The 25,322-nt window shown below is 64.5% G+C and carries 22 protein-coding genes; 2 read left to right on the top strand and 20 right to left on the bottom strand.

Annotation, left to right across the window (positions count from 1 at the left end; translation table 11 throughout):
- The 4 genes from BMX57_RS20390 to rpsL form a co-directional block, all read right to left on the bottom strand.
- A partial coding sequence (locus BMX57_RS20390; RefSeq protein ID WP_218142422.1) for a GTP-binding protein occupies positions 1 to 95 on the bottom strand: 95 nt, incomplete at its 3' end.
- Positions 96 to 183: 88 nt separating this feature from the next.
- Positions 184 to 2,307, bottom strand: coding sequence for an elongation factor G (gene fusA / locus BMX57_RS07215; protein ID WP_092364388.1), 2,124 nt, complete (start codon positions 2,305 to 2,307; stop codon positions 184 to 186).
- Between the two features lie 22 nt (positions 2,308 to 2,329).
- On the bottom strand, positions 2,330 to 2,800 hold the full coding sequence (gene rpsG / locus BMX57_RS07220; RefSeq protein WP_092364391.1) for a 30S ribosomal protein S7: 471 nt from the start codon (positions 2,798 to 2,800) through the stop codon (positions 2,330 to 2,332).
- Between the two features lie 118 nt (positions 2,801 to 2,918).
- The gene (rpsL, locus tag BMX57_RS07225) at positions 2,919 to 3,290 is read right to left on the bottom strand and encodes a 30S ribosomal protein S12 (RefSeq protein WP_005980675.1); all 372 of its coding nucleotides are present in this window, start codon (positions 3,288 to 3,290) and stop codon (positions 2,919 to 2,921) included.
- Between the two features lie 354 nt (positions 3,291 to 3,644).
- Between rpsL and BMX57_RS07230 the strand changes: the two genes are divergently transcribed.
- The gene (locus BMX57_RS07230; protein WP_092364393.1) at positions 3,645 to 4,454 is read left to right on the top strand and encodes a putative rhamnosyl transferase; all 810 of its coding nucleotides are present in this window, start codon (positions 3,645 to 3,647) and stop codon (positions 4,452 to 4,454) included.
- On the opposite strand, the gene BMX57_RS07235 is transcribed toward BMX57_RS07230, so the two are convergent.
- Entirely contained in the window at positions 4,429 to 5,307 is an 879-nt protein-coding gene (locus BMX57_RS07235) for a DMT family transporter (RefSeq protein WP_092364396.1), read from the bottom strand. The genes BMX57_RS07230 and BMX57_RS07235 overlap by 26 nt on opposite strands.
- 214 nt (positions 5,308 to 5,521) lie before the next feature.
- Between BMX57_RS07235 and BMX57_RS07240 the strand changes: the two genes are divergently transcribed.
- Positions 5,522 to 6,142 (top strand): class I SAM-dependent methyltransferase, encoded by a 621-nt coding sequence (locus BMX57_RS07240; protein ID WP_092364399.1) that lies wholly within the window; start codon positions 5,522 to 5,524, stop codon positions 6,140 to 6,142.
- A 124-nt stretch (positions 6,143 to 6,266) separates the two neighbouring features.
- On the opposite strand, the gene rpoC is transcribed toward BMX57_RS07240, so the two are convergent.
- From rpoC to ccoG, 15 genes are all read right to left on the bottom strand, one after another.
- Positions 6,267 to 10,508, bottom strand: coding sequence for a DNA-directed RNA polymerase subunit beta' (rpoC, locus tag BMX57_RS07245; protein ID WP_092364402.1), 4,242 nt, complete (start codon positions 10,506 to 10,508; stop codon positions 6,267 to 6,269).
- Between the two features lie 86 nt (positions 10,509 to 10,594).
- Positions 10,595 to 14,734 carry a DNA-directed RNA polymerase subunit beta gene (gene rpoB / locus BMX57_RS07250; RefSeq protein WP_092364405.1) on the bottom strand — a complete coding sequence of 1,380 codons (4,140 nt, stop codon included), beginning with the start codon at positions 14,732 to 14,734 and terminating at the stop codon, positions 10,595 to 10,597.
- Between the two features lie 222 nt (positions 14,735 to 14,956).
- Positions 14,957 to 16,000: a glycosyltransferase gene (locus BMX57_RS07255; RefSeq protein WP_143057912.1), complete on the bottom strand. Its 1,044-nt coding sequence runs from the start codon at positions 15,998 to 16,000 to the stop codon at positions 14,957 to 14,959.
- Positions 16,001 to 16,071: 71 nt separating this feature from the next.
- Positions 16,072 to 16,449 carry a 50S ribosomal protein L7/L12 gene (gene rplL / locus BMX57_RS07260; protein WP_092364411.1) on the bottom strand — a complete coding sequence of 126 codons (378 nt, stop codon included), beginning with the start codon at positions 16,447 to 16,449 and terminating at the stop codon, positions 16,072 to 16,074.
- Positions 16,450 to 16,530: 81 nt separating this feature from the next.
- Positions 16,531 to 17,049, bottom strand: coding sequence for a 50S ribosomal protein L10 (gene rplJ, locus BMX57_RS07265; RefSeq protein ID WP_092364414.1), 519 nt, complete (start codon positions 17,047 to 17,049; stop codon positions 16,531 to 16,533).
- Between the two features lie 294 nt (positions 17,050 to 17,343).
- Positions 17,344 to 18,267, bottom strand: coding sequence for a glycosyltransferase family 2 protein (locus BMX57_RS07270; protein ID WP_092364418.1), 924 nt, complete (start codon positions 18,265 to 18,267; stop codon positions 17,344 to 17,346).
- Between the two features lie 18 nt (positions 18,268 to 18,285).
- Entirely contained in the window at positions 18,286 to 18,984 is a 699-nt protein-coding gene (gene rplA, locus BMX57_RS07275; protein ID WP_092364421.1) for a 50S ribosomal protein L1, read from the bottom strand.
- Position 18,985: 1 nt separating this feature from the next.
- Positions 18,986 to 19,411: a 50S ribosomal protein L11 gene (gene rplK, locus BMX57_RS07280; RefSeq protein ID WP_092364424.1), complete on the bottom strand. Its 426-nt coding sequence runs from the start codon at positions 19,409 to 19,411 to the stop codon at positions 18,986 to 18,988.
- 108 nt (positions 19,412 to 19,519) lie between these two features.
- A complete protein-coding gene (gene nusG, locus BMX57_RS07285) occupies positions 19,520 to 20,053 on the bottom strand; it encodes a transcription termination/antitermination protein NusG (RefSeq protein ID WP_092365495.1) in 534 nt (177 codons plus the stop codon).
- Between the two features lie 212 nt (positions 20,054 to 20,265).
- Entirely contained in the window at positions 20,266 to 20,463 is a 198-nt protein-coding gene (gene secE / locus BMX57_RS07290; protein WP_092364427.1) for a preprotein translocase subunit SecE, read from the bottom strand.
- Between the two features lie 112 nt (positions 20,464 to 20,575).
- A complete protein-coding gene (locus BMX57_RS07295; protein ID WP_092364430.1) occupies positions 20,576 to 20,980 on the bottom strand; it encodes a (R)-mandelonitrile lyase in 405 nt (134 codons plus the stop codon).
- 33 nt (positions 20,981 to 21,013) lie between these two features.
- Positions 21,014 to 21,172, bottom strand: coding sequence for a cbb3-type cytochrome oxidase assembly protein CcoS (gene ccoS, locus BMX57_RS07300; protein WP_092364433.1), 159 nt, complete (start codon positions 21,170 to 21,172; stop codon positions 21,014 to 21,016).
- 4 nt (positions 21,173 to 21,176) lie between these two features.
- A complete protein-coding gene (locus BMX57_RS07305; protein WP_092364436.1) occupies positions 21,177 to 23,354 on the bottom strand; it encodes a heavy metal translocating P-type ATPase in 2,178 nt (725 codons plus the stop codon).
- A gap of 4 nt (positions 23,355 to 23,358) precedes the next feature.
- The gene (locus BMX57_RS07310) at positions 23,359 to 23,817 is read right to left on the bottom strand and encodes a FixH family protein (protein ID WP_092364439.1); all 459 of its coding nucleotides are present in this window, start codon (positions 23,815 to 23,817) and stop codon (positions 23,359 to 23,361) included.
- A gap of 3 nt (positions 23,818 to 23,820) precedes the next feature.
- Positions 23,821 to 25,251, bottom strand: coding sequence for a cytochrome c oxidase accessory protein CcoG (gene ccoG / locus BMX57_RS07315; RefSeq protein WP_092364442.1), 1,431 nt, complete (start codon positions 25,249 to 25,251; stop codon positions 23,821 to 23,823).
- Positions 25,252 to 25,322 lie beyond the last annotated feature (71 nt).

A 25,322-nucleotide genomic window follows, 5' to 3' on the forward strand; every position in this document is an offset into this window, starting at 1 on the left:
ATCGCTGCCGTCAGCGTCGTCTTGCCGTGGTCAACATGGCCAACCGTGCCGATGTTCACATGCGGCTTGTTACGCTCAAACTTTTCCTTTGCCATTGCAAAGCTCCTTTTTTTCTCTCGGACGGTGCGTGCAAGCACGCACCCTACGGGGTGGTAGGGTGCGTGGTTTCCCACGCACCGTGGGTTACGCGTATTTCGCTTGGATCTCGTCGCTGATGTTCTGCGGAACCGGATCGTAATGGTCGAACTGCATCGTGAACTGGGCCCGACCCGACGACATCGAACGCAGGTTGTTGATGTAGCCGAACATGTTGGCCAGCGGCACGAATGCGTTGATCGCGATCGCGTTGCCACGGTTCTCCTGGCCCGACACCTGACCCCGGCGCGAAGTCAGGTCGCCGATGATCGACCCGGTATATTCCTCGGGTGTGATCACCTCGACCTTCATGATCGGCTCGAGCAGCTTGGCGCCGGCCTTGCGCATGCCTTCGCGCATGCACATCCGGGCGGCGATCTCGAAAGCCAGGACGCTGGAGTCGACGTCGTGGAACTTGCCGTCGATCAGCGCAACCTTGAAGTCGATCACCGGGAAGCCGGCCAGCGGACCGGAATCCATCACCGAGTTGATGCCCTTCTCGACGCCCGGGATATATTCCTTGGGAATCGCACCGCCGACGATGCGGCTCTCGAAGGAATAGCCCTCGCCCGGCTCGGTCGGCGAGATGATCATCTTGACCTCGGCGAACTGGCCCGAACCACCCGACTGCTTCTTGTGGGTGTAGGTGTGCTCGACCTCGCGCGACACCGTCTCGCGATAGGCGACCTGGGGCGCGCCGATATTGGCCTCGACCTTGAACTCGCGCTTGAGGCGGTCGACCAGGATGTCGAGATGCAACTCGCCCATGCCCTTCATGATGGTCTGGCCCGACTCGAGGTCGGTCTCGACGCGGAAGGACGGGTCCTCGGCCGCCAGACGCGCCAGGCCCTGGGACATCTTCTCCTGGTCGCCCTTGGTCTTGGGCTCGACGGCGATCTCGATCACCGGTGCCGGGAAGGTCATGGTCTCTAGCACAACCGGCTCCTTGGCATCGCACAGCGTGTCACCCGTGGTGGTGTCCTTCAGACCCGCCAGCGCGATGATGTCGCCCGCGAAGGCCTCGTCGATCTCCTCGCGGTTGTTGGAGTGCATCATCATCATCCGGCCGATGCGCTCTTTCTTGCCCTTGGTCGCGTTCAGGATCTGGTCGCCCTTCTTCATTACGCCGGAATAGATCCGGGTGAAGGTCAGCGATCCCACGAACGGGTCGTTCATGATCTTGAACGCCAGGCCGGCAAACGGCATGTCGTCGTCGGCACGGCGCGGGATGTCGCGAGTCTCGGTCTCGTCGCCCGGCTTGAAGCCCATATAGTCGACCACGTCCAGCGGGCTGGGCAGATAGTCGACAACGGCGTTCAAGAGCGGCTGCACACCCTTGTTCTTGAAGGCCGAGCCACACAGGATCGGCACGAATTTCAGGTCCAGCGTGCCCTTGCGGATCAGCTGGCGCAGGGTCGGGATGTCGGGCTCTTCGCCTTCCAGATAGGCCTCCATCGCGGTGTCGTCCATCTCGACCGCGTTCTCGACCAGGTTGGCGCGCCATTCCTCGGCTGTGGCCTTCAGGCTGTCACGGATCGGACCGCGCACCCAGGAGGCGCCCAGGTCTTCACCCTTCCAGACCCATTCTTCCATGGTGACCAGGTCGACCATGCCCTCGAGCTCGTTCTCGGCGCCGATCGGAATCTGGATCGGGGCCGGGATCGCGCCGGTGCGGTCCTTGATCATACGCACGCAGTTGAAGAAGTCGGCGCCGATCTTGTCCATCTTGTTGACGAACACGATGCGCGGCACCTTGTAACGGTCGGCCTGGCGCCAGACGGTCTCGGTCTGCGGCTCGACACCGGCATTGGCGTCAAGAACGGCAACCGCCCCATCCAGAACCGCCAGCGACCGCTCGACCTCGATGGTGAAGTCGACGTGGCCCGGCGTGTCGATGATGTTCATCCGGTACTTGGTGTCGTAGGTGCCGTCCGCGGTCGGATCTTCCTGCCACTGCCAGAAGGTCGTGGTCGCCGCTGAGGTGATTGTGATGCCCCGCTCCTGCTCCTGCTCCATCCAGTCCATGGTGGCCGCGCCATCATGCACCTCGCCGAGGTTGTGGGATTTGCCGGTATAGAACAGGATCCGTTCGCTGCAGGTGGTCTTGCCTGCATCGATATGGGCCATGATACCGAAGTTGCGGTAGCGTTCGAGCGGATAATCGCGTGCCATTGGTCTCTAGTGCCTCTGAATTTTACCAGCGGTAATGGCTGAAGGCTTTGTTCGCCTCGGCCATCTTGTGGGTGTCTTCGCGCTTCTTCACGGCGGTCCCGCGCGACTGGACGGCGTCCAGAAGCTCGCCGGCGAGGCGTTCTTCCATGGTGTTCTCGTTGCGGTTGCGCGCTGCGGTGATCAACCAGCGGATCGCCAGGGCCTCGCGGCGCTCGGGGCGCACCTCGACGGGAACCTGGTAGGTGGCACCGCCCACACGGCGCGAGCGGACCTCGACGCTGGGCTTGATGTTGTCGAGCGCCTCGTGGAACATCTCGACGGGGGCGCGCTTGACCTTGGCTTCGACGCGGTCAAGCGCGTTGTAGACGATCGTTTCGGCGACGGATTTCTTGCCGTCGATCATCAGGTTGTTCATGAACTTGGTCAGCACGCGATCGCCAAACTTGGCGTCGGGCAGGATTTCGCGTTTTTCTGCGCGGTGACGACGGGACATCTCTCGTTCCTTCGATCTCTACTCTGCGGCGTCCCGGCCTTGAGCCGGGACCTCTGGGTCGGGGCCCGCCAGGAGATCCCGGATCACGTCCGGGATGACCTGAACGCGGGCGTTCAGGTCACTTCGGACGCTTCGCGCCGTACTTGGAGCGGCGCTGCTTGCGGTCCTTGACGCCCTGGGTGTCCAGCACGCCGCGCAGGATGTGGTAACGTACGCCGGGAAGGTCCTTCACACGGCCGCCCCGGATCAGGACCACCGAGTGCTCCTGCAGGTTGTGGCTTTCGCCGGGGATGTAGCTGATGACCTCGTAGCCGTTGGTCAGGCGCACCTTGGCGACCTTCCGCATGGCCGAGTTCGGCTTCTTCGGCGTCGTGGTATAGACCCGGGTGCAGACGCCGCGCTTTTGCGGGCACTGCTCCAGGTGCATGGATTTGGAGCGTTTCACTTTCGGCTGTCGCGGCTTGCGGATCAGCTGTTGGATCGTTGGCATTCCGGTTCTTTCCCCGTCTCAGCAACACACATGTCATGCACGCGCGTCGCGTGCGGTTTCGGTTTCCTGCGCCCGGCATGGCCGCAAACGCAAAATCCGCGACGTTCCCATTCCGAGGTGAACGGCGCGGTTGGTTATCAGAGGATCGGGGCGGCAAAATTGCCCGGATCTTGACCACTTCAAGTCTGAAGTCGGTGCCGGGAAAGGACCTGGCGCCGAGATGGGGCGCGTATAGGCGGAGTCGCGCCCGGTGTCAACAGCCACCGCCGCTTGCATGTCCCCCGGCCCGGTGCCAACGTCGCGCCGGGCGGCAGCGCGGCTGTCGCGTCCTGCCACGCGGCGCGGAGAGAGGCAATGCAGGTCATCGGGCTGTGCCGGTTTTCCTGGCCCGGCGAGGGCGGGTTTCAGGTCGAGCATCCGGATCTGGATGCGCGCATCGCCTACCTCTATTCGGACGCCCGGATGGAGGCGCGGCTGCGACAGTTCGAAGCGATCGCCCTGCCCGGCCTGAGGGCGCAGACCGATCCGGATTTCACCCTGCTCGTCATCATCGGCGAGACCCTTCCCGAGAAGTGGCGCGACCGGCTCCTGGCGCTGCTGGAGGGGTTTCCCCAGGCGCGGGTGATGCCCATGCCGCCCGGTCCCCACCGCAGGGTGATGCAGGACGCGATCAACGACGCCCGCCGCGACCCGGACGCGGCCTGCCTGCAGTTCCGCCATGACGACGACGACGCGGTGGCGATCGATTTCGTCGAACGCCTGCGCCGGGCGGCCCGCGACTGCGCCGGGCTGCTGGAGGGAAACCGGCTGGTGGGGTTCGATTTCAACCGCGGCCTTGTCGCCCGCGCCGGGCCGCAGGGTCTGGCCGTGGCCGAGACGGTGATACCGCTCTACGGCGTGGCGCTGGGTCTGGCGGCGCGGGGCGGCGTGCGGCAGACGATCATGAATTTCGCCCACAAGAAGCTCAACCGCTTCATGCCAGTGGTCAGCTTCGGCGACAGCGCGATGTTCATACGCGGGCTGGGCCAAGACAACGACTCGCGGCAACGGCCTGGGATCCCGGAGCCAAAGCTGACCCGCCCGGACCCGGCAACGGTGCAATTGCTGCATGACCGGTTCCGGATCTCCGAAGTGGATGTCAGGCGCGTGTTCGCGGCGCGCTGATCCGGCGTTCGCGGTACAGCATGAACAGGCCGCTGCCGACCACCGTCACCGCCCCCAGCAGGGTCAGCGGGTCGGGCCAGTCGCCGAAGGCCACCCAGCCCAGCAGCAGCGCCCATACCAGACCGGTATAGCGGAACGGCGCGACGAACCCGACCTCGCCCACCCGCATCACCATCACGCTGCACAGATACCCCAGCAGGATGAAGACCGACGCCCCACCGACCTGCATCGCCCGCGTCGGCGTCACCGGCACCCAGGTCACGGTGGTCGAGGCCAGCGCCGCCGCCGTGGTGACCGCAAGCGCGGTGCACAGAGTCACGGTCATCGACGGAACCCCGGCCGACATCCGGCGGGTCAGCAGATCGCGGGCGGTCACGCACAGCACGGCGGCCAGCGCAAACCCCGCCCCGCCGCCGAACCCGTCCGGCCCGGGGCGCACGATCAGCAACATGCCCAGGAACCCGATGCCGATCGACAGCATCCGCCGCCATCCCACCGGCTCGGCAAACAGCAGCGCCGCCCCAAGCGTGACCGAGAGCGGCAGAACCTGCAGCACCGCCGTCACATTGGCCAGCGGCATCTGCAACAGGGCGGTCAGGAAAAAGAAGGTCGCGCCGATCTCGGTCAGGCATCGCACCAGCACCAACGCCCGATCCCTGCGCCCGAACCGGAAATGCAGTGACCCGAGACTGCGGGCCAGGATGTAGATCCAGATGCAAGCCAGCGCGCCCCGAAGCGTCACGATCTGGAACAGCGGCATACCGTCCCCAGCAAGCTTGACCAGCGCATCATTGAAGGTGAAGGCCGCCATGCTGGCCATCATCAGGAGCGCACCCTGGGTATTTGCGGTCATCTACGCCCTCCGGGACAGGACAGCGCCGGGGGTCGTCACGCTGCCAATCCCGACAGAGAACACCGCCGCGCCCCGGATGGAAAGCCCGCGCGCGGGAGTGCGAGCGAATCTAAAGGCGCAGTGCCGAACAGGGCGGATGCCTGCCTTGCGGAATTCTGGAATCATTTACATATTAGAACTTGATCGCGGTGCCGGCGGGTGAGGTGGCGAAATCATGGCAGACGAGATAGTGAGCCATTGGGATGGGCTTTATCGCGAGAAAGACGATGCCCAACTGAGTTGGCATGAGGATGATCCATCGTTGTCGTTGGAGCTTTGCGACGTGGCTGGCGTCGATCGTGGCACCTCGGTGATCGACATAGGCGGCGGAACATCTCGCTTTGCCGAACGCCTGATCGAAAGGGGGCTCAGTGACGTCTCCGTGCTTGATGTGTCCGAAGCTGCGCTAGATCGATCTCGTCGGCAACTTGGACCCGTAGGTGAGCAGATTGAATGGATCGCGGCCAATGTGACTACCTGGACTCCTGACCGATACTATGACCTCTGGCACGATCGCGCAGTGTTCCATTTCCTTATCGATGCGGACGGTCGCGCCGCCTATCGCGACCGGCTGTGCCGGTGTCTTCGTCCGGGTGGATATGCGATTATCGCAACATTTGCGCTCGACGGTCCCGAGAAATGTAGCGGGTTGCCAGTCGTCCGTTATGATCCGGAAGGGCTAAGCGAGGTGTTGGGGGGTCGTTTCACTCTGGTCGCGCACCGAAGTCACACGCACAATACACCATGGGGCAGTCCCCAGTCTTTCCAATTCAGTTTGTTCCGCATGGCCCAGTAGCGCTACAATAGCGGGATTGGCCCGCTTCGGGTCCGAACCGCGCCTCCGATGCCACCGAATGAGCCAAGGAAAAACCCCCGCGCCGGGGCGCGGGGGTTGAATTCTTGTCGGTTGCGGAACGCGACTATTCGCGGCTTTCCGGGGTTTCGACCAGCGTGTCGAAATCGCCGTCGACCATGTCGTCGTCCATCACCGGGGCGGCCAGGGCTGCGGCGGCCTCGGCCTCTTCGCGGCGCGCTTCGATCACGACGTTGTCGCGCTCCTGCGCCACGCGGCGGACGTTCTTGGTCGCGCCGCCGGTGCCCGCCGGGATCAGGCGGCCGACGATGACGTTCTCCTTGAGACCGACGAGTTTGTCCTTCTTGCCCTGGACCGATGCCTCGGTCAGCACCCGGGTGGTCTCCTGGAAGGAGGCCGCCGAGATAAAGGAACGGGTCTGCAGCGAGGCCTTGGTGATACCCAGCAGGATCGGCTCGCCCTGTGCCGGACGCCCGCCCTTGGCCAGCGCCTTTTCGTTCATGGCGTCGAATTCCTGCTTGTCGACATGCTCGCCCTTGAGAAGCGTGGTGTCGCCGCTGTCCTGGATCTCCCACTTCTGCAACATCTGGCGCACGATGACCTCGATGTGCTTGTCGTTGATCTTCACACCCTGCAGGCGATAGACGTCCTGAACCTCGTCGATCATGTAATCGGCCAGCGCCTCGACACCCATGATCGACAGGATGTCATGCGGCGCCGGGTTGCCGTCCATGATATAGTCGCCCTTCTGCACGAAGTCGCCTTCCTGCACCGGGATGTGCTTGCCCTTGGGCACCATGTATTCGACGGGCTCCAGGTTTTCGTCGCTGGGCTCGATGGTGATCCGGCGCTTGTTCTTGTAGTCGCGGCCGAACCGCACATAGCCGTCGATCTCGGCGATGATCGCGTGGTCCTTGGGACGGCGCGCCTCGAACAGTTCCGCCACCCGCGGCAGACCGCCGGTGATGTCCTTGGTCTTGGCGCCCTCGCGCGGGATCCGCGCGACGACGTCGCCGGCCTCGATCTTCTGGCCATCCTCGATGCTGAGCACGGCATCCACGGACATCGGGTAGTGCACCGGGTTGCCCTGATCGTTGCGCACCGGCTCGCCGTCGGCATCCACCAGGATGATCTCGGGCTTGAGGTCGTTGCCCTTGGGCGCGGCCCGCCAGTCGATCACGATCTTCTGGGTCATGCCGGTGGCGTCGTCGGTCTCGTCCCGGACGGCGATGCCCGAGACAAGGTCGACGAACTTGGCGGTGCCGGACTTCTCGGCGATGATCGGCAGGGTATAGGGATCCCATTCGAACAGCTTGTCGCCGCGGGCCACCTTGTCGCCGTCCTTGACGAACAGCTTGGAGCCGTAGCTGAGCTTGAAGCTGGCGCGCTCCTCGCCCTGCTTGTCCTTGATGACGATCTTCATGTTGCGGCCGATCACCAGGCTCTCGCCCAGCGAGTTGTCCAGAAGCTGCGGGTTGTCGAAGGCGATCACGCCTTCCTGGTTCGCCTCCTGGAAGCTCTGCTGACCACCCTGGGCCACGCCGCCGATGTGGAAGGTCCGCATCGTCAGCTGCGTGCCCGGCTCGCCGATCGACTGCGCCGCGATGATGCCGACGGCCTCGCCGACATTGACCATCGTCCCGCGCGCCAGGTCACGGCCATAGCACATCGCGCAAACGCCCTCCTCGGCCTCGCAGGTCAGCGGGCTGCGGATGCGCGCGCTGGCCACGGCGGCCTCGTCGATGAGGTCGGCCATGCGCTCGTCGATAAGCTGACCGGCGGCGACCAGAACCTCGTCCGTGCCCGGACGCAGGATGTCGTCGGCCGCGACCCGGCCCAGCACACGCTCGGACAGGGACGAGACCACCTCGCCATCGTTGATCGCGGCCTCGGCGGTGATCGCGCGGTCGGTGCCGCAATCGCGGCCCCGCACGATGCAGTCCTGCGCCACGTCCACCAGGCGGCGGGTCAGGTAGCCCGAGTTCGCCGTCTTCAGAGCAGTGTCCGACAGGCCCTTGCGGGCGCCGTGCGTCGAGTTGAAGTATTCAAGAACGGTCAGGCCTTCCTTGAAGTTCGAGATGATCGGAGTCTCGATGATGTCGCCGTTCGGCTTGGCCATCAGACCGCGCATGCCGCCCAGCTGCTTCATCTGCGTGACCGAGCCACGCGCCCCGGAGTGGGCCATCATGTAGACCGAGTTCGGCTCGACATCGGCCCCGCTCTCGTCCTTGTCGGCCGACGAGATCGAGCTCATCATGGCCTCGGTGACGCGATCGTTGCACTTGGACCAGGCATCGACGACCTTGTTGTACTTCTCACCCTGGGTGATCAGGCCGTCCATGTATTGCTGTTCGAAGTCCTTCACCTGGTCGCGGGTGTCGTCCACGATGGGCCACTTGTGCTCGGGGATCACCATGTCGTCCTTGCCGAAGGAAATGCCGGCGCGGAACGCCTCGCGGAAGCCCATGGTCATGATCTGGTCGCAGAAGATCACCGACTCCTTCTGCCCGCAATAGCGGTAGACAGTGTCGATCACCTGCTGCACCTCCTTCTTGCGCAGCAGGCGGTTGACCAGTTCGAACGGCGCCTTGGCGTTGAGCGGCAGCAGCGCGCCCAGGCGCACACGGCCCGGGGTGGTCTCGTAGCGCTTGAGAACCTCGTTGCCCTCGTCGTCGATCTGCTTGATCCGCGCGGTGATCTTGGTGTGCAGATGCACCTCGCCTGCGTCCAGCGCGTGCTGTACCTCGTCGATCGAGCCGAAGATCTTGCCTTCGCCCTTCATGCCCTCGCGCTCCAGCGTCACGTAGTAGAGACCCAGGATCATGTCCTGCGACGGCACGATGATCGGCGCTCCGTTGGCCGGCGACAGCACGTTGTTGGTCGACATCATCAGCACCCGCGCCTCAAGCTGGGCTTCCAGCGAGAGGGGCACGTGCACGGCCATCTGGTCGCCGTCGAAGTCGGCGTTGAAGGCCGAACAGACCAGCGGGTGGAGCTGGATCGCCTTGCCTTCGATCAGCACCGGCTCGAACGCCTGGATGCCCAGGCGGTGCAGCGTCGGCGCGCGGTTCAGCATCACCGGATGCTCGCGGATCACCTCGTCGAGGATGTCCCACACCTCGGGGCGTTCCTTCTCGACCAGCTTCTTGGCCTGTTTCACCGTCGAACTCAGGCCCTTGGCTTCCAGCCGCGAATAGATGAACGGCTTGAACAGCTCCAGCGCCATCTTCTTGGGCAGACCGCATTGATGCAGCTTCAGCTCGGGACCCGTCACGATGACCGAACGGCCCGAGAAGTCCACGCGCTTGCCCAGCAGGTTCTGACGGAACCGGCCCTGCTTGCCCTTGAGCATGTCGGACAGCGATTTCAGCGGACGCTTGTTGGCGCCGGTGATAACCCGGCCTCGGCGGCCGTTGTCAAACAGCGCATCCACCGATTCCTGCAGCATCCGCTTTTCGTTGCGCACGATGATGTCGGGCGCGCGCAGCTCGATCAGCCGCTTGAGGCGGTTGTTCCGGTTGATCACCCGGCGATACAGGTCGTTCAGATCCGAGGTCGCGAAACGGCCACCATCCAGCGGCACCAGCGGGCGCAGTTCCGGCGGGATGACTGGGATCACCGTCATCACCATCCATTCCGGCCGGTTGCCCGACTCGATGAAGCTTTCGACGACCTTGAGCCGCTTGATGATTTTCTTGGGCTTCAGCTCGCCGGTGGCTTCCTTCAGCTCGGCGCGCAGCGTCTCGGCCTCGCCTTCCAGGTCGATCTGGGCCAGCATCTCGCGGATCGCCTCGGCGCCGATATTGGCGGTGAAGGCGTCCATGCCATAGGCGTCCTGGGCGTCCATGAACTCTTCTTCGGTCAGCATCTGGCCATAGGTCAGATCGGTCAGACCGGGTTCGATCACCACGTAGTTCTCGAAATAGAGCACACGTTCCAGATCGCGCAGCGTCATGTCCAGCATCAGGCCGATGCGGCTGGGCAGCGACTTGAGGAACCAGATATGCGCGACGGGGGCCGCCAGCTCGATATGGCCCATGCGCTCGCGCCGGACCTTTTGCAGCGTCACCTCGACGCCGCATTTCTCGCAGACGACACCGCGATACTTCATGCGCTTGTATTTGCCGCACAGGCATTCGTAATCCTTGATCGGACCGAAGATGCGCGCGCAGAACAGACCGTCACGCTCGGGCTTGAACGTGCGGTAGTTGATGGTCTCGGGCTTCTTGATCTCGCCATAGGACCACGAGAGGATCCGTTCCGGCGACGCCAGCGAGACCTTGATCTCGTCAAAGACCTTTTGCGGGGTCAGCGGGTTGAACGGGTTGTTGGTCAGTTCCTGGTTCATTCTGTTTCCTCATTCACGAGAGGGTGCGGGAAGCCGCGGATCCCCAGGCTAGGGATCCGCGGGACAAGAAAATTCAGCGAATTTCCTTATTCTTCCTCCGCATCCAGGAGTTCCATGTTCAGGCCGAGGCCGCGGACTTCTTTCACCAGAACGTTGAAGCTCTCGGGAACGCCCGCTTCGAAATTGTCCTCGCCCTTGACGATGCTTTCATAGACCTTGGTCCGGCCCGCCACGTCGTCCGACTTGACCGTCAGCATCTCCTGCAGGGTGTAGGCGGCGCCATAGGCTTCCAGCGCCCAGACCTCCATCTCACCGAAACGCTGACCGCCGAACTGCGCCTTGCCGCCCAGCGGTTGCTGGGTCACCAGGCTGTAAGGCCCAGTGGAACGCGCGTGGATCTTGTCGTCCACCAGGTGATGCAGTTTCAGCAGGTACTTGACGCCCACGGTAACCGGGCGCGCGAACTGCTCGCCGGTGCGACCGTCGAACAGCACGGATTGGCCCGACTGGTCGAAGCCCGCGCGCACCAGCGCGTCGTTCACGTCGGCCTCTTTCGCGCCGTCGAAGACCGGCGTGGCGATCGGCACGCCGCGGGTGACGTTCTGCGCCGCCTCGATCAGCGCCGTCTCGTCCATCGACTCGATGCCCTCGTCATAGACATCGTCGCCATAGGCGTGACGCAGCGCGTCGCGCACCGGCGTCAGGTCGCCCGAGCGGCGGTATTCGCCTAGCGCATCGTCGATCTGGATGCCCAGACCGCGCGCGGCCCAGCCCATATGGGTTTCCAGGATCTGACCCACGTTCATCCGGCTGGGCACGCCCAGCGGGTTGAGGCAGAGGTCGACCGGCGTGCCATCAGCGAGGAACGGCATGTCCTCCATCGGCACCACCTTGGACACGACACCCTTGTTGCCGTGCCGCCCGGCCATCTTGTCGCCCGGCTGCAGCTTGCGCTTCACCGCGATGAAGACCTTGACCATCTTCATCACGCCCGGCGGCAGGTCGTCGCCGCGACGCACTTTCTCGACCTTGTCCTCGAACCTTGCATCGAGCGCGCGTTTCTGCACCTCGTACTGCTCGTTCAGGGCCTCGACCACCTGTGCGTCCTGCTCGTCTTCCAGCGCCAGCTGCCACCACTGGCCGCGGGTCAGGGTTTCCAGCAGGTCCTCGGTGATGACCGAGCCCGCCTTGACGCCCTTCGGCCCCTTCACGGCGGTCTTGTTCAGGATCATCGACTTGAGGCGCGCATAGATGTTGCGGTCGAGGATGGCCAGCTCGTCGTCCCGGTCACGGGCCAGGCGCTCGACCTCCTCGCGCTCGATCTGCAGCGCACGCTCGTCCTTTTCGACGCCGTGGCGGTTGAACACGCGGACCTCGACCACCGTGCCGAAATCACCCGGCTTCACACGCAGCGAGGTGTCGCGCACGTCGCTGGCCTTTTCACCGAAGATGGCGCGCAAGAGCTTCTCTTCCGGCGTCATCGGGCTTTCGCCCTTGGGGGTGATCTTGCCCACCAGGATGTCGCCCGGCTCCACGTCGGCGCCGATATAGACGATGCCGGCCTCGTCGAGGTTGCGCAGCGCCTCTTCGCCCACGTTGGGGATGTCGCGGGTGATCTCTTCCGGTCCCAGCTTGGTATCGCGCGCGGCGACCTCGAACTCCTCGATATGGATCGAAGTGAAGACGTCGTCGCGTGCGACCCGCTCGGAGATCAGGATCGAGTCCTCGTAGTTGTAGCCGTTCCACGGCATGAAGGCGACGACCACGTTCTTGCCCAGCGCCAGTTCGCCCAGGTCGGTCGACGGACCATCAGCGATGATCTCGTCCTTGGTGACCTGCTGACCCACCTTCACCAGCGGACGCTGGTTGATGCAGGTGTTCTGGTTGGAACGCTGGAACTTGCGCATCCGGTAGATGTCGACCCCGGCGTCGCCCAGTTCCAGATCCTCGGTGGCGCGGATCACGATCCGCTGCGCATCGACCTGGTCCACGACCCCGGCGCGGCGCGCCTGGATGGCGGCGCCACTGTCGATGGCGACCTTGCTTTCGATGCCGGTGCCCACAAGCGGCGCCTCGGCCCGCAGAAGCGGAACCGCCTGGCGCTGCATGTTCGACCCCATCAGAGCGCGGTTCGCGTCGTCATTCTCCAGGAACGGGATCAGCGAGGCCGCGACCGAGACCAGCTGCTTCGGACTGACGTCGATCAGATCGACTTCGGAATTCGGCGACAACGGGTATTCGCCCGCCTTGCGGCTGGACACCAGGTCGTTGATGAACCGCCCCTCGTCATCGAGACGCGCGTTGGCCTGCGCCACGGTGTGCCGCATTTCCTCGGTCGCCGACATATAGACGACTTCGTCGGTCACCTGCGCGTCGACCACCTTGCGATAGGGGGTTTCGATGAAGCCGTACTTGTTCACGCGGGCAAAGGTGGCCAGCGAGTTGATCAGGCCGATATTCGGGCCCTCCGGCGTTTCGATCGGGCACATCCGGCCATAGTGGGTCGGGTGCACGTCGCGCACCTCGAAGCCTGCACGTTCGCGGGTCAGACCGCCCGGCCCCAGCGCCGAGAGGCGGCGCTTGTGGGTCACTTCCGACAGCGGGTTGGTCTGGTCCATGAACTGGCTCAGCTGCGACGAGCCGAAGAACTCGCGCACCGCGGCCGCCGCCGGCTTCGCGTTGATCAGGTCCTGCGGCATCACGGTATCGATCTCGACCGAGGACATGCGCTCCTTGATCGCGCGCTCCATCCGCAGCAGGCCCACGCGATACTGGTTCTCCATCAGCTCGCCGACCGAACGGACACGGCGGTTGCCAAGGTGGTCGATGTCGTCCACCTCGCCCTTGCCGTCGCGCAGTTCCACCAGCGCCTTGATGCAGGCGATGATGTCCTCGCGCCGCAGGGTGCGCTGGGTGTCCTCGGCATCCAGCGCCAGGCGCATGTTCATCTTGACCCGGCCGACGGCGCTGAGGTCATAGCGCTCGCTGTCGAAGAACAGCGTGTCGAACAGCGCCGAGGCGGCCTCGACGGTGGGCGGCTCGCCCGGGCGCATGACGCGGTAGATGTCCATGAGCGCAGTGTCGCGGCTCATGTTCTTGTCCGCCGCCATGGTGTTGCGGATGTAGGGACCGACATTGATGTTGTCGATGTCCAGAACCGGGATATCGGTGATGCCGGCATCGACCAGCTCCTTCACCGAACCGCCGATCAGGTCACCGTCCTTGTCGTATTCCAGCGTCAACTCGTCACCGGCCTCGACATAGATCGCGCCGGTCTCTTCGTTGATGATGTCCTTGGCGACGAACTTGCCGGCGATATGGTCGAACGGCACCAGCAGGTCGGTGACGGTGCCCTCGTCGATCATCTTCTTGACCGCGCGCGGAGTGACCTTCTTGCCGGCCTCGGCGATCACCTCGCCGCTGCCCGCGTCAACCAGGTCGAAGGTCGGACGGGTGCCGCGCACCCGCTCGGGGAAGAACGGCGTGGCCCAGCCGCTCTTCTTCTTTTTCTCCAGCTTGTAGCTGATGGTATTGTAATAGGCATCCATGATGCCTTCCTGGTCCAGCCCCAAAGCATAGAGCAGGGTCGTCACCGGCAGCTTGCGGCGACGGTCGATACGGGCAAAGACGATGTCCTTGGCGTCGAACTCGAAATCCAGCCAGCTGCCGCGATAGGGGATGATGCGGCAGGCGAACAGCAGCTTGCCCGAGCTGTGGGTCTTGCCCTTGTCATGGTCGAAGAACACGCCGGGCGAGCGGTGCATCTGGCTGACGATCACCCGCTCGGTGCCGTTCACCACGAAGGTGCCGTTGGGCGTCATCAGGGGCATGTCCCCCATGAACACGTCCTGTTCCTTGATGTCCTTGACCGACTTGGCGCCGGTATCCTCGTCGACATCGAACACGATCAGGCGCAGCGTGACCTTCAGCGGGGCGCTGTAGGTCATGTCGCGCTGCATGCACTCCTCGACATCGTATTTCGGCTTTTCCAGATCGTAGCGGACGAACTCCAGAACGCTGGTCTCGTTGAAATCCTTGATCGGAAAGACCGACTGGAACACACCCATCAGGCCTTCGCCATCCAGCGGCTGCTCGGCATCGCCGGAGCGCAGGAACAGGTCGTAGGAGGATTTCTGAACTTCGATGAGGTTCGGCATCTCCAGAACTTCGCGGATCTTGCCGTAATATTTCCGGAGTCTTTTCTGCCCTAGGAAGGATTGCGCCATGTCAGCGGGTTCTCCAATAATATCAGAACGCGCCTTAGGGTCGGGGAACCGAAAAGCGCGTCCAGTTGCGGCCGGACCGTTCCTATGCTCAAGATGTGTCCCAAACATCTTTCCCGAAACGGTCTACTTGCCTGTCAAAACGCGCCGGAGGCGCGCTTTGAAAGACAAGTTGAGGGTCAAGTAAGGTGATTCATGACAAGGGTTGCGTGGCAAGGTGTCGAATTAAGCGGGATTCGTTCGGAATTCAAGGCGATTCCAGAAATTCAAGAGAGCTTCTTGCGTGGCGGCCCGGGTGTAGCGCCCCAGAATGGCCTGTGACGCCCCCCGTCGCAGCGCATCGAGCGGTGCGGGATCGCGTTCATAGGCGGTGACCACCTCGACCACGCGGGTCACATATTCCGCGATATCGTCTTCGGGAATCGGGAATCCGGTGGCCTTGGTGAAGAATTCCTGCCCGCCGACGCCGGCATATCCGATCGTCAGGCACCCCATGGCCATGGCCTCGGCGGGTGGCAGGCCAAAGCCTTCCTGATGCGAAAAGGACAGGAACAGCAGGCTCTCGCGAAGGCAGGCGTCGACCTCGGCCCCGGTCATGCCGTGGATCGGCTGAAACTCGTAGCCCTCCAGCGCCGGATGCGCGCGCAACAGGTCGACGATGATATGCACCTGGTCGGCCCTGCGCCTGGGCATGTAGCTGATCAGCTTGCGCTTGCGCTCCACATGGCCATAGCGGTCGCCGTCCAGCGCCAGCGGCACCCGCACCGCGTCGGGATCGGCAAGCGCCCGGACGGTGCGCAGTGCGGCCTCGGACGTGGCGATCGTCCCGATATGCGTCGGGTCGGCCGCCAGGTCGCCATAGCCGGTGCGCGCGCAGGTCTCGGCCATTATGGTCGTGCTCTGGTTCATCAGGATCCAGGGGCAGCCTGCGAACCGCGCGCGCTGGGCCGGATACTGGACCTCGGGGATCACGATGATGTCATCTGGCCCCGGCTGAACCCGCGGGTTGCGCGCCTTGCCCGGCGGGCGCCAGTTCAGCGTCTTGAGCATCCGGTCGCGTTTCCCCAGCCGCAGCGCCGCCGGGCCGATCGGACAGTAAACCGTCGGCACATCATAGGATACGAACTCGTAGCGATAGTCGGCGCGTTCGACGATCAGGTAGGCATCGACGCCGCTCCGGCGCAGAATATCCGCAAACTGGATCGTGATGTTGACCCCGCCGCAGGCATAGGAAACCCGGGGAACGACAAAGAACACTCTACCCGGCACGGAAGGCTCATCCCCAAAAGAAAAGGGCCCGAAGGCTTGCGACTTCGGACCCTATACCGTCTTGATCAGGCTTAGGCCAGTTCGACCTCGGCGCCAGCTGCTTCCAGCTTGCCCTTGACCTCTTCGGCCTCGTCCTTCGAGACGCCTTCCTTGATCTTGCCGCCGGCTTCGACCAGTTCCTTGGCTTCTTTCAGGCCCAGGCCGGTGATGCCGCGGACTTCCTTGATCACGTTGATCTTGGAGGCGCCGGCGTTCTTCAGAACGACGTCGAATTCGGTCTTTTCCTCTTCCGCGGCGGCGCCTGCGCCGTCTGCGGGACCGGCCATCATCACAGCGCCGCCGGCGGCGGGCTCGATGCCGTATTCGTCCTTGAGGATGGTTTTCAGTTCTTGTGCTTCCAGCAGGGTCAGACCAACGATCTCTTCCGCCAGTTTCTTCAGATCAGCCATTGTATCAGCTCTTTCCGTTTACAGTGTGTGTTCCAACGTCGGGGCAACCCCGCCCCACGCCGGTCATTCAGTGCCAACCGCTTACGCAGCCTCTGCCCGCTCCTCGATGGTGGACAGGATGCTTGCGATGTTGCTTGCAGGTGCGCCGATCGCGCCGGCGATGTTCGAAGCGGGTGCGCCGATGCAGCTTGCGATCTGAGCGATGAGCTCGTCACGCGAGGGCATTTTCGACACGGCTTCGACGCCGGCTCGGTCCAGAGCGTTCTCGCCCATTGCGCCGCCAAGGATCTCGAATTTCTTGTTATCCTTGGCGAAGCCCTCGGCCACCTTGGCTGCTGCCACGGGGTCCTCGGAATAGGTCAGAACGGTCATACCCGTCAGCAGGTCGGCCATGCTCTCACACGGCTTTCCCTCGAGGGCGATCTTGGCGAGCCTGTTCTTGGCAACACGCACGGACCCGCCCGCTTCGCGTGCACGCGCGCGCAGGTCCTGCATCTCGGCAACTGTCAGACCGACGTAGTGAGCAACCACCACGACGCCAGAGCTTTCGAAGATCTGGCCGAGTTCCTCGACCACTTTCTCTTTCTGGGCTCTATCCACAGTTCTCTCCAAATTTGGGATGACGGATCACCCCGGCTCAGTTTTGCCGGGCAGACGCCCGGCGTTCAGGTCCGTGATACGGGGTTGAGCCAAAAAATCGCCCGAGGGTCGGGCCCTCGATCTCTTTGGTCTTTCCCGTCTCAGGCAGGAGATTAAGCCTCGGACCGGATCCGGGGCGCCCACCGTCTTGGACGAAACGAAACACTGCGCGCGACGAATCGCACGCGGGGCTTCGTGGCTCTCCATAAGGCAGCGCGCGGGGCATTCCAAGCGACAATCGTCAGGGCGAAATTTTCAGGAATCGGGAAACCCCGATCCGAAATGACGCCTTGCAAGCGCATCGATGTCCAGATCCAATTCTAGGCAACGACCTTCGACGCGCAGCCGGGCTAGCCTTGCATCGTCGGCCATATGCAGATCACGGTGCAAAGCACGCAATCTTTCGTCCGCGCCGGAGGCATTCATCGCGGCGCGAATTTCTTCGGTCAGCGGCACCGTGAAACCGCGCGCTCCGGAGCGCCAGTCCAGCTTGCGTTGCCAGGCCGCATAATCCAGGCCGATGAAGTGCAACAGGTAGGCGCCGCATTCGGGTCCCACCACTTGCTTGCGCATCGGCTCGCCTCGCCGACGTTCAGGCCAGTGCTGGCGCAGGCTGACATCCGACAGGCCGGTGCGAATAGCCGATTTTCCCTGCGAATGCCCCACCAAGCCCATGCGCCGCGGCCCGAACAAGTGCTTGCTGTCGCCGTAGACTCGCTTTGCGGCAGCGCGGTCCATCGGAAGCCGGAACACCAAACGTCCGACAGGACGAGGTATCGCGATGATCTCAGCAGTCGGAACACTGAGGTAGTCCACATCACCGGGCTGCCCGGCAAGCAACTCGCCGATGTCGCGGTCCTCGAGGTAGAGGAACTCGTCGCCATCGACATTCAGCAACCAGTCTTCCTTGACCTGCTTGTAAAGCCAGGTCAGCGCGGCGTTCTGCCGCTTGGTAAACCGCGTGTCCTGCGCCAGCCCTAGATCGACCCAGAACGCAGGCGTGCAAGGGATGCAGGTGATATTCGGGTGTCGTTCCAGGATCCCGATAGCGGGATCCTGGGGATTGTCGAAAAATAGACTCAGACCGTCGGCACCCTGTTCGAGATACCACCCGACGAAGCGCAACGTGTCCGCCAGCGATTCGTTAAGGATGGCCCCGACGCGCCAGGATGCCGCCATGGTCCGTGTACTCCAGGTCTATTCGACCGAAGCGCTGGCCACGTCCACCGTTACGCCCGGGCCCATGGTCGAGCTGAGCGCGATCTTCTTCAGATACGTGCCCTTGGCGCCGGCCGGCTTGGCTTTGGCCACGGCCGCGATGAAGGCGCGGACGTTTTCGACCAGCTTGGCCTCGTCGAAGGAAACCTTGCCGACGCCGGCATGGACCACGCCGGCCTTCTCGGCCTTGAACTGCACCTCACCGCCCTTGGCGGCCTCGACGGCGGCCTTCACGTCCATCGTCACGGTGCCGACCTTGGGGTTCGGCATCAGGTTGCGGGGGCCCAGAACCTTGCCCAGGCGGCCGACGATCGGCATCATGTCCGGCGTGGCGATGCAGCGGTCGAACTCGATCTTGCCGCCCTGGATGGTCTCCATCAGGTCTTCGGCGCCGACGATATCGGCCCCGGCCTCGGTGGCCTCTTCGGCCTTGGGGCCGCGGGCGAACACGGCGACGCGCACGGTCTTGCCGGTGCCGTTGGGCAGGCCGACGACGCCGCGGACCATCTGGTCGGCGTGGCGCGGATCGACTCCCAGGTTCATGGCGATCTCGATGGTCTCATCGAACTTGGCGTTGGAGTTCGACTTGATCAGCGCGACGGCCTCCTCGACGCTCAGGTCGCTCTTGCCGGCGAAGGCTTCGCGCGCGGCGCGGGTACGTTTTCCAAGCTTTGCCATCTTACTTCACCTCGATGCCCATGGACCGGGCCGAGCCCAGGATGATCTTCATCGCGCCTTCGATGTCGTTGGCGTTGAGATCCTTCATCTTCGCCTCGGCGATCTCGCGCACCTGCTTGGTGCTCACCGAGCCCACGATCTCGCGCGAGGGGTTGTTCGCGCCGGACTTCAGCTTGGCCGCCTTCTTCAGGTAATACGACGCCGGCGGCGTCTTGATGTCCATGGTGAAGGACTTGTCCTGATAGTAGGTGATCACGGTCGGGCACGGCGCACCGGGCTCCATGTCTGCGGTCTTGGCGTTGAATGCCTTGCAGAATTCCATGATGTTGATGCCGCGCTGACCCAACGCCGGCCCCACGGGCGGCGACGGGTTCGCCTGACCGGCGGGCACTTGCAGCTTCATGCTGCCCACGAGCTTCTTGGCCATTGGCCTTCTCCTTTTCCAACACCGTCGGGGCGCGCCCCTCCGGCCTGCTTGTTGTGTGGTCCGGCCGCCGGCGACGCGTCGCCTTCGGCCTCCCACGGCTCTTTCGCGTCAGGTCTGCTTGGTGACCTGCGTGAAATCCAGTTCGACCGGGGTTTCCCGGCCGAAGATCGACACCGAAACGCGCAGTTTCTGGTTGTCGTCGTCGACGCCCTCGACCATGCCGTCGAAATCCTCGAACGGCCCGTCATTGACCTTGACCCGCTCGCCGATCTCGAAGTGGATCAACGTGCGCGGCGCGTCCTCGCCCTCCTGGACGCGGTTCAGGATCTGGTTCACCTCGGCGTCGCGCATCGGCATCGGGCGGCCCTGCGGACCCAGGAACCCGGTGACGCGGTTGATCGAGTTGATCAGGTGATAGCCCTGGTCCGACATCTCCATATGCACCAGCACATAGCCGGGCATGAACCGGCGCTCGGTCGTGACCTTCTTGCCGCGGCGCACCTCGATCACCTCTTCGGTGGGCACCAGAACCTCGTCGATCTGCTCGTCCAGGCTCTGCTCGGCAACAGAGGTGCGGATCTGTTCTGCGACCTTCTTCTCGAAATTCGAAAGCACGCTGACCGAATACCACCGTTTCGCCATGAACCTGTCGTCCTTGTCCTTGTCACGCGACCCGTCGCCGCAGGTTCGCACGTTCATCCAGTTGCGCCGCCCGTCCGGGCCGCCGCGAGTCGCCGGAACAAAAAGCGGCGCGCAGCTCGAATCACCGCACGCCTGTCCCGAAGGTTTCGGCTCACCTACTCCGATGTTGCGGGCGGTTCAAGAGGCCGCCGGCGCAAACCGCCGGTCCGGCGTCAGCCGAAGGCGCCCAAGATCGCCTGCAGCCCGCCCCGGATCGCCAGGTCCACCAGCGCGAAGAACACGGCGGTCAGCGCGGCCATGATGAAGACCATGACCGTGGTCAGCAACACCTCGCGACGCGTCGGCCACACGACCTTGGAGACTTCGGCGCGGACCTGCTGGATGAACTGGATCGGGTTGGTGGAGGCCATGTGGCTGTTGTCTCTCTCTGGGCTGTCGCCCGGACATAGCGGGCGGATGCGGCAATTTCAAGTCGTCCCGGTACGCTATCGAAACACCCGCCGCAACAATCCCGTGCAAGGTTCAGGACGCCGCCGCAAGGTAGTCGGCATCGCTCACCTTTTCCTGCCAGTCGGCAACCCGGCCATCCTCGGCCTCCTGCATGGCCAGGTGCGTCATCGCGATGTCCGGCGTGGCGCCGTGCCAGTGCTGTTCGCCGGGCGGGATCCAGACCGTGTCACCGGCGCGGATCAGGCGCGGCGCCTCGCCGCGCCGCCCCACCAGCCCGACGCCGGACAGCACCATCAGGGTCTGGCCCAGCGGATGGGTGTGCCAGGCCGTGCGCGCGCCCGGCTCGAACCGGACCACCAGCGCCCGCACACGCGCCGGCTCGGGCGCCTCGATCACCGGATCCTGCCAGACGGTTCCGGTAAAATAGTCCGGGTTCGCCCGGCGCGTTGGGCGGCTTCCTGCGGGGTGGATCTGCATGGTGCTCCCTCTCACGTCTGACGGGCGGACGCGCTACGGCTTGGGCCGGTCGTCCCATTCGTCGCTGAGGATCCTGCGCGCATCGCCCTCGGGGTCCTCATACTGGTTCGACCGGACCGTGTAGAGGAACCCCACCAGCCCCACGGCGCCCAGAAACAGCGATATCGGTATCAGGATTGACAGCACTTCCATCACGTCACCTCAGGCGCAGGGCATTCAGGGACACCGTAATCGACGAGGCGGACATGGCCAAGGCCGCAATCAGCGGCGTCGCCAGCCCGGCCACCGCCAGCGGCACGGCGATCACGTTGTAGACCGTGGCGATCTGGAAGTTCTCGCGAATCCGCCGTGTCGCCTTGCGGGCGATCCCGCAGGCCTCGGCAATCGGCGACAGGTCACTGCCCAGAAGCACAATGTCCGAGGCGACCCGCGCGGCGTCCAGCGCCGAGGCGGGCGAGATCGAGACATGGGCCGCCGCCAGCGCGGCGGTGTCGTTCAGGCCGTCACCGACCATCAGCACCTTGGCGCCCGCATCGCTCAGCGCCTGCACCCGGTGCGCCTTGTCCCGCGGCAGCGCCTCGGCGATCCACTCGGTGATGCCCAGACGCTCGCCCAGGCCGCGCACGGCACCGGTGGTGTCGCCCGAAATCAGCAGAACCCGCTTGCCGGCGGCCTGCAGCCCGGCCACCGCCTCCGCCGCGCCGGGGCGCAGCGCATCGGCATAGAAGAAGCCGGTGGGCGCGCCACCACCGATCGAAAGCCAGGCGGCGGTGACATCCCCCTGGTCCGCCCCGGTCCATCCGGCCCGGCCCAGCCGCGCCTCCTGCCCCTGCCATTGGCCCTTGGTGCCATAGCCCGGAACCTCGGTGATGTCTGTGACGCGGGCAGGCCTGATCCCCGCCTCGCGCGCCGCCCGCGCCAGCGCGACCGACAGCGGGTGCGCCGATGCCTCGGCGAGCGCCAGCGCGACCTCCAGATCGGCGCGGTCATGTGCGGCCAGGTTGGTCAGCTGCGGCGTACCGGAGGTCAGTGTGCCGGTCTTGTCGAACACCACCGTATCCACCTGCGCCAGCCGCTCCAGCGCCGTCGCCTGCTTGATCAGCATCCCGCTGCGGAACAGCCGCCCCGACGCCGCCGTCGTCACCGCCGGCACCGCCAGCCCCAGCGCACAGGGACAGGTGATGATGAGCACCGCCGCCGCGATGTTCAATGCCGTGCGCAGATCGCCGGAATAGAGCAGCCAGCCCAGGAAACTCAGCGCCGACAGGATGTGCACCCCCGGCGCATAGAGCTTGGCCGCGGAATCGGCCAGCGAGGTATAGCGCGACCGCCCCGACTCTGCGATCGCCACCAGATCGGCCATACGGTGCAGCGAGGTGTCCTGTCCCACGGCACAGGCGCGGATGGTCAGCGGTCCGGTCAGGTTGACCTCGCCGGCGCTGACCGTCTGGCCCGGCTCGGCAAAGACCGGCAGCGTCTCGCCGGTCAGCAGCGACCGGTCCAACTCGGACCGGCCCTCGACGATCTCGCCATCGACCGGCATCCGCCCGCCCGGCCGCACCAGAAGCAGATCGCCAACGGCCAGGTCCGCGATTGCCACTTCGCGCTCGCTGCCGTCCTGCAGCCGGATCGCGCGCGGCACTTCCAGCGCCGCCAGTTCCTCGGCCGCCGACCGCGCCGCGGCCCGGGTGCGATAGTCCAGATACCGGCCGGCCAGCAGGAAGAAGGTCAGCGCCAAAGCCGCGTCGAAATAGGCGTGTTCGCCCGAGAGCGAGGTCTCCCAAAGCGATGTGACCAGCGCGAGCAGGATCGCCAGCACGATGGGCACGTCCATGTTCAGCCGCCGCACCCGCAGCGCGCTCCAGGCGTTCTCGAAGAACGGCCGGGCCGAAAAGGCGATGGCCGGCAGCGCGATGGCGGCCGAGATCCAGTGGAACATGTCGCGGGTGGCATCCGTGGCGCCGGACCAGACCGAGACCGAGAGCAGCATCACGTTCATCGACGCAAAGCCCGCAACCGCAAGACGCATCAGAAGGTCGCGCCCGGCCCGGTCGTTGCTTGTGGCACTGAGCGCGCCGGGGTCCAGCTCATGCGCCTCGAATCCGGCCCCTTCCAGCACCGGAATCAGGTCGGCGGCCCGCACCTCGGGACCGGCCTGCACCAGCGCGCGCTTGAGCGTCAGGTTGACCCGCGCGGAGTGTACCCCGGAACAGGCGTTGAGCGCCCGTTCGACGGTCGAGATGCAGGCCTGGCAATGGATACCCGGCAGCGACAGCGCCACCTGCACATCCTGCGGGATCGGGCGCGCCGGCTCGGCCGGAGTGGCGATGCAGCCGGGGCAGGCCGCCGAACCTGGTCGGGCCGATGCGTTCATCCGGTCAACCCTTGACGTGCAGCACGACGCGCTGGGTGAATTCGGTGCCATCCTCGGCGCGGGCGCGCATGCGGATGTTCCAGTTGCCGTCGCCCAGCTCGGCCCGCGCGACATAGGCCTGGCCGTCGAAGGTGAACTCGGGCGCGATGTCCTCCTTCACATGGGTCGCGCGCCCGACGACCGCCTCGAGGTCCGACACCTCGACAGGGCGCCCGTCCCGGTCGGTGATCGACAGGATGACCAGCCCGCCCTGCGCGGTGGCATCGACGCTCCAGCCCAGACCCTCCTGCGCATCCCGGCGCGCGTCGAACTTCTGCGAGGCGACATAGGAGTTCCGGACCTCGAGCCCGGGAAAGGTCGCCACCGCCTTGTAGGCCAGCACCAGGTTGACCGAAATGATGACCGCAAAGGCGCCCACGAAGAGGATGAGGGCATGTTTGCCGGTAAACTCGCGTTCGGACATGGATCAGCCCCCCCGTCCGTTGAATGTCGTGTCCTTGTAGGCGCGCTCGCCATTGGTCAGGTCCTCGACCCAGATGCGCACCTCTGTCGTATGGGCGCCAGCCGGTCCGGACCCCTCGGGCGCCACGATATAGACGCGCTGCAGATAGGCGGTGTCGGCCGGCACGGTGACCGTCGTGTCCTCGACGCCCTCCAGGCTGACGCGCAGCGCCGGGTCGCCGACGATCGAGACCTGGAACGGGCGCTCTTCACCATGCTTGTTGCGCAGGCGCACATCATAGGTGTTGCGGATCGCCCCGTCCGACAGGGTCACGAAGGTCGGATTGCGCACCGGCGCGACGGTCAGGTCGATGTCGGAGCGGATGAACAGCGCAAATAGCAGGCCAAGACCCACCAGCGACCACAGCACGGTATAGAGAATGGTTCTCGGCCGCAGGATATGCTTCCATACGTTCCTGGGCGATTGGCCGCTGCGCTCGCGCTCCTCGTCGCTCAGCGCCATATAGTCGATCAGGCCGCGCGGCTTGCCGATCTTGGCCATCACGTCGTCACAGGCGTCGATGCAGAGCGCGCAGGTGATGCATTCCAGCTGCTGCCCGTCGCGGATGTCGATGCCCACCGGGCAGACATTGACGCAGGCCATGCAGTCGATGCAGTCGCCCTGCTCGACACCGGCCTTGACCTCGGCCGAATGCTTGCGCGGTTCACCCCGCCATTCGCGATAGCCCACGACCAGCGTGTCCTCGTCCATCATCGCCGCCTGGATGCGCGGCCAGGGGCAGGCATAGATGCAGATCTGTTCGCGCGCGAAACCCCCGAAGAAGAAGGTCGTGCCGGTCAGGATCAGCATCGTCGTATAGGCCACCGGATGCGCATCGCCGGTGATCAGGTCGCGCGCCAGTGTCGGCGCGTCGGCGAAATAGAAGATCCACGCGCCGCCGGTCGCCAGCCCGATCAGGAACCAGACCACCCATTTCGTCACCCGCAGCCGCGCCTTGCGGAAATCCAGCTTCTTCTGCCGGTGCAGGCGCAGGCGGGCGTTGCGGTCGCCCTCGATCCAGCGTTCGACCAGGATGAACAGATCGGTCCAGACCGTCTGCGGGCAGGCATAGCCGCACCAGACCCGGCCCAGGGCCGAGGTGAACAGGAACAGGCCGAGACCCGCCATGATCAGAAGGCCGGCCACGAAATAGAATTCGTGCGGCCAGATCTCGATCCAGAAGAAGTAGAAGCGGCGGTTGGCCAGGTCCAGCAGCACGGCCTGGTCGGGCAGGCTGGGGCCGCGGTCCCAGCGAATCCACGGCGTGATGTAGTAGATGCCCAGCGTGACGGCCAGGATGATCCACTTGAGATTCCGGAAAGGCCCCGAGACGCGGCGCGGAAAGATCGGCTCCCGCGGCGCGTAAAGGCTGGGGGCGGAATTGGATTCGCTCACGGACTCACTCCAGTGTTCCTCTTGGGCTCCTTGTCACAATCCTGAGCCCGGCCGGCTTTGACCTGCATCAA

The organism is Cribrihabitans marinus (assembly GCF_900109035.1).
GTDB lineage: Bacteria > Pseudomonadota > Alphaproteobacteria > Rhodobacterales > Rhodobacteraceae > Cribrihabitans > Cribrihabitans marinus.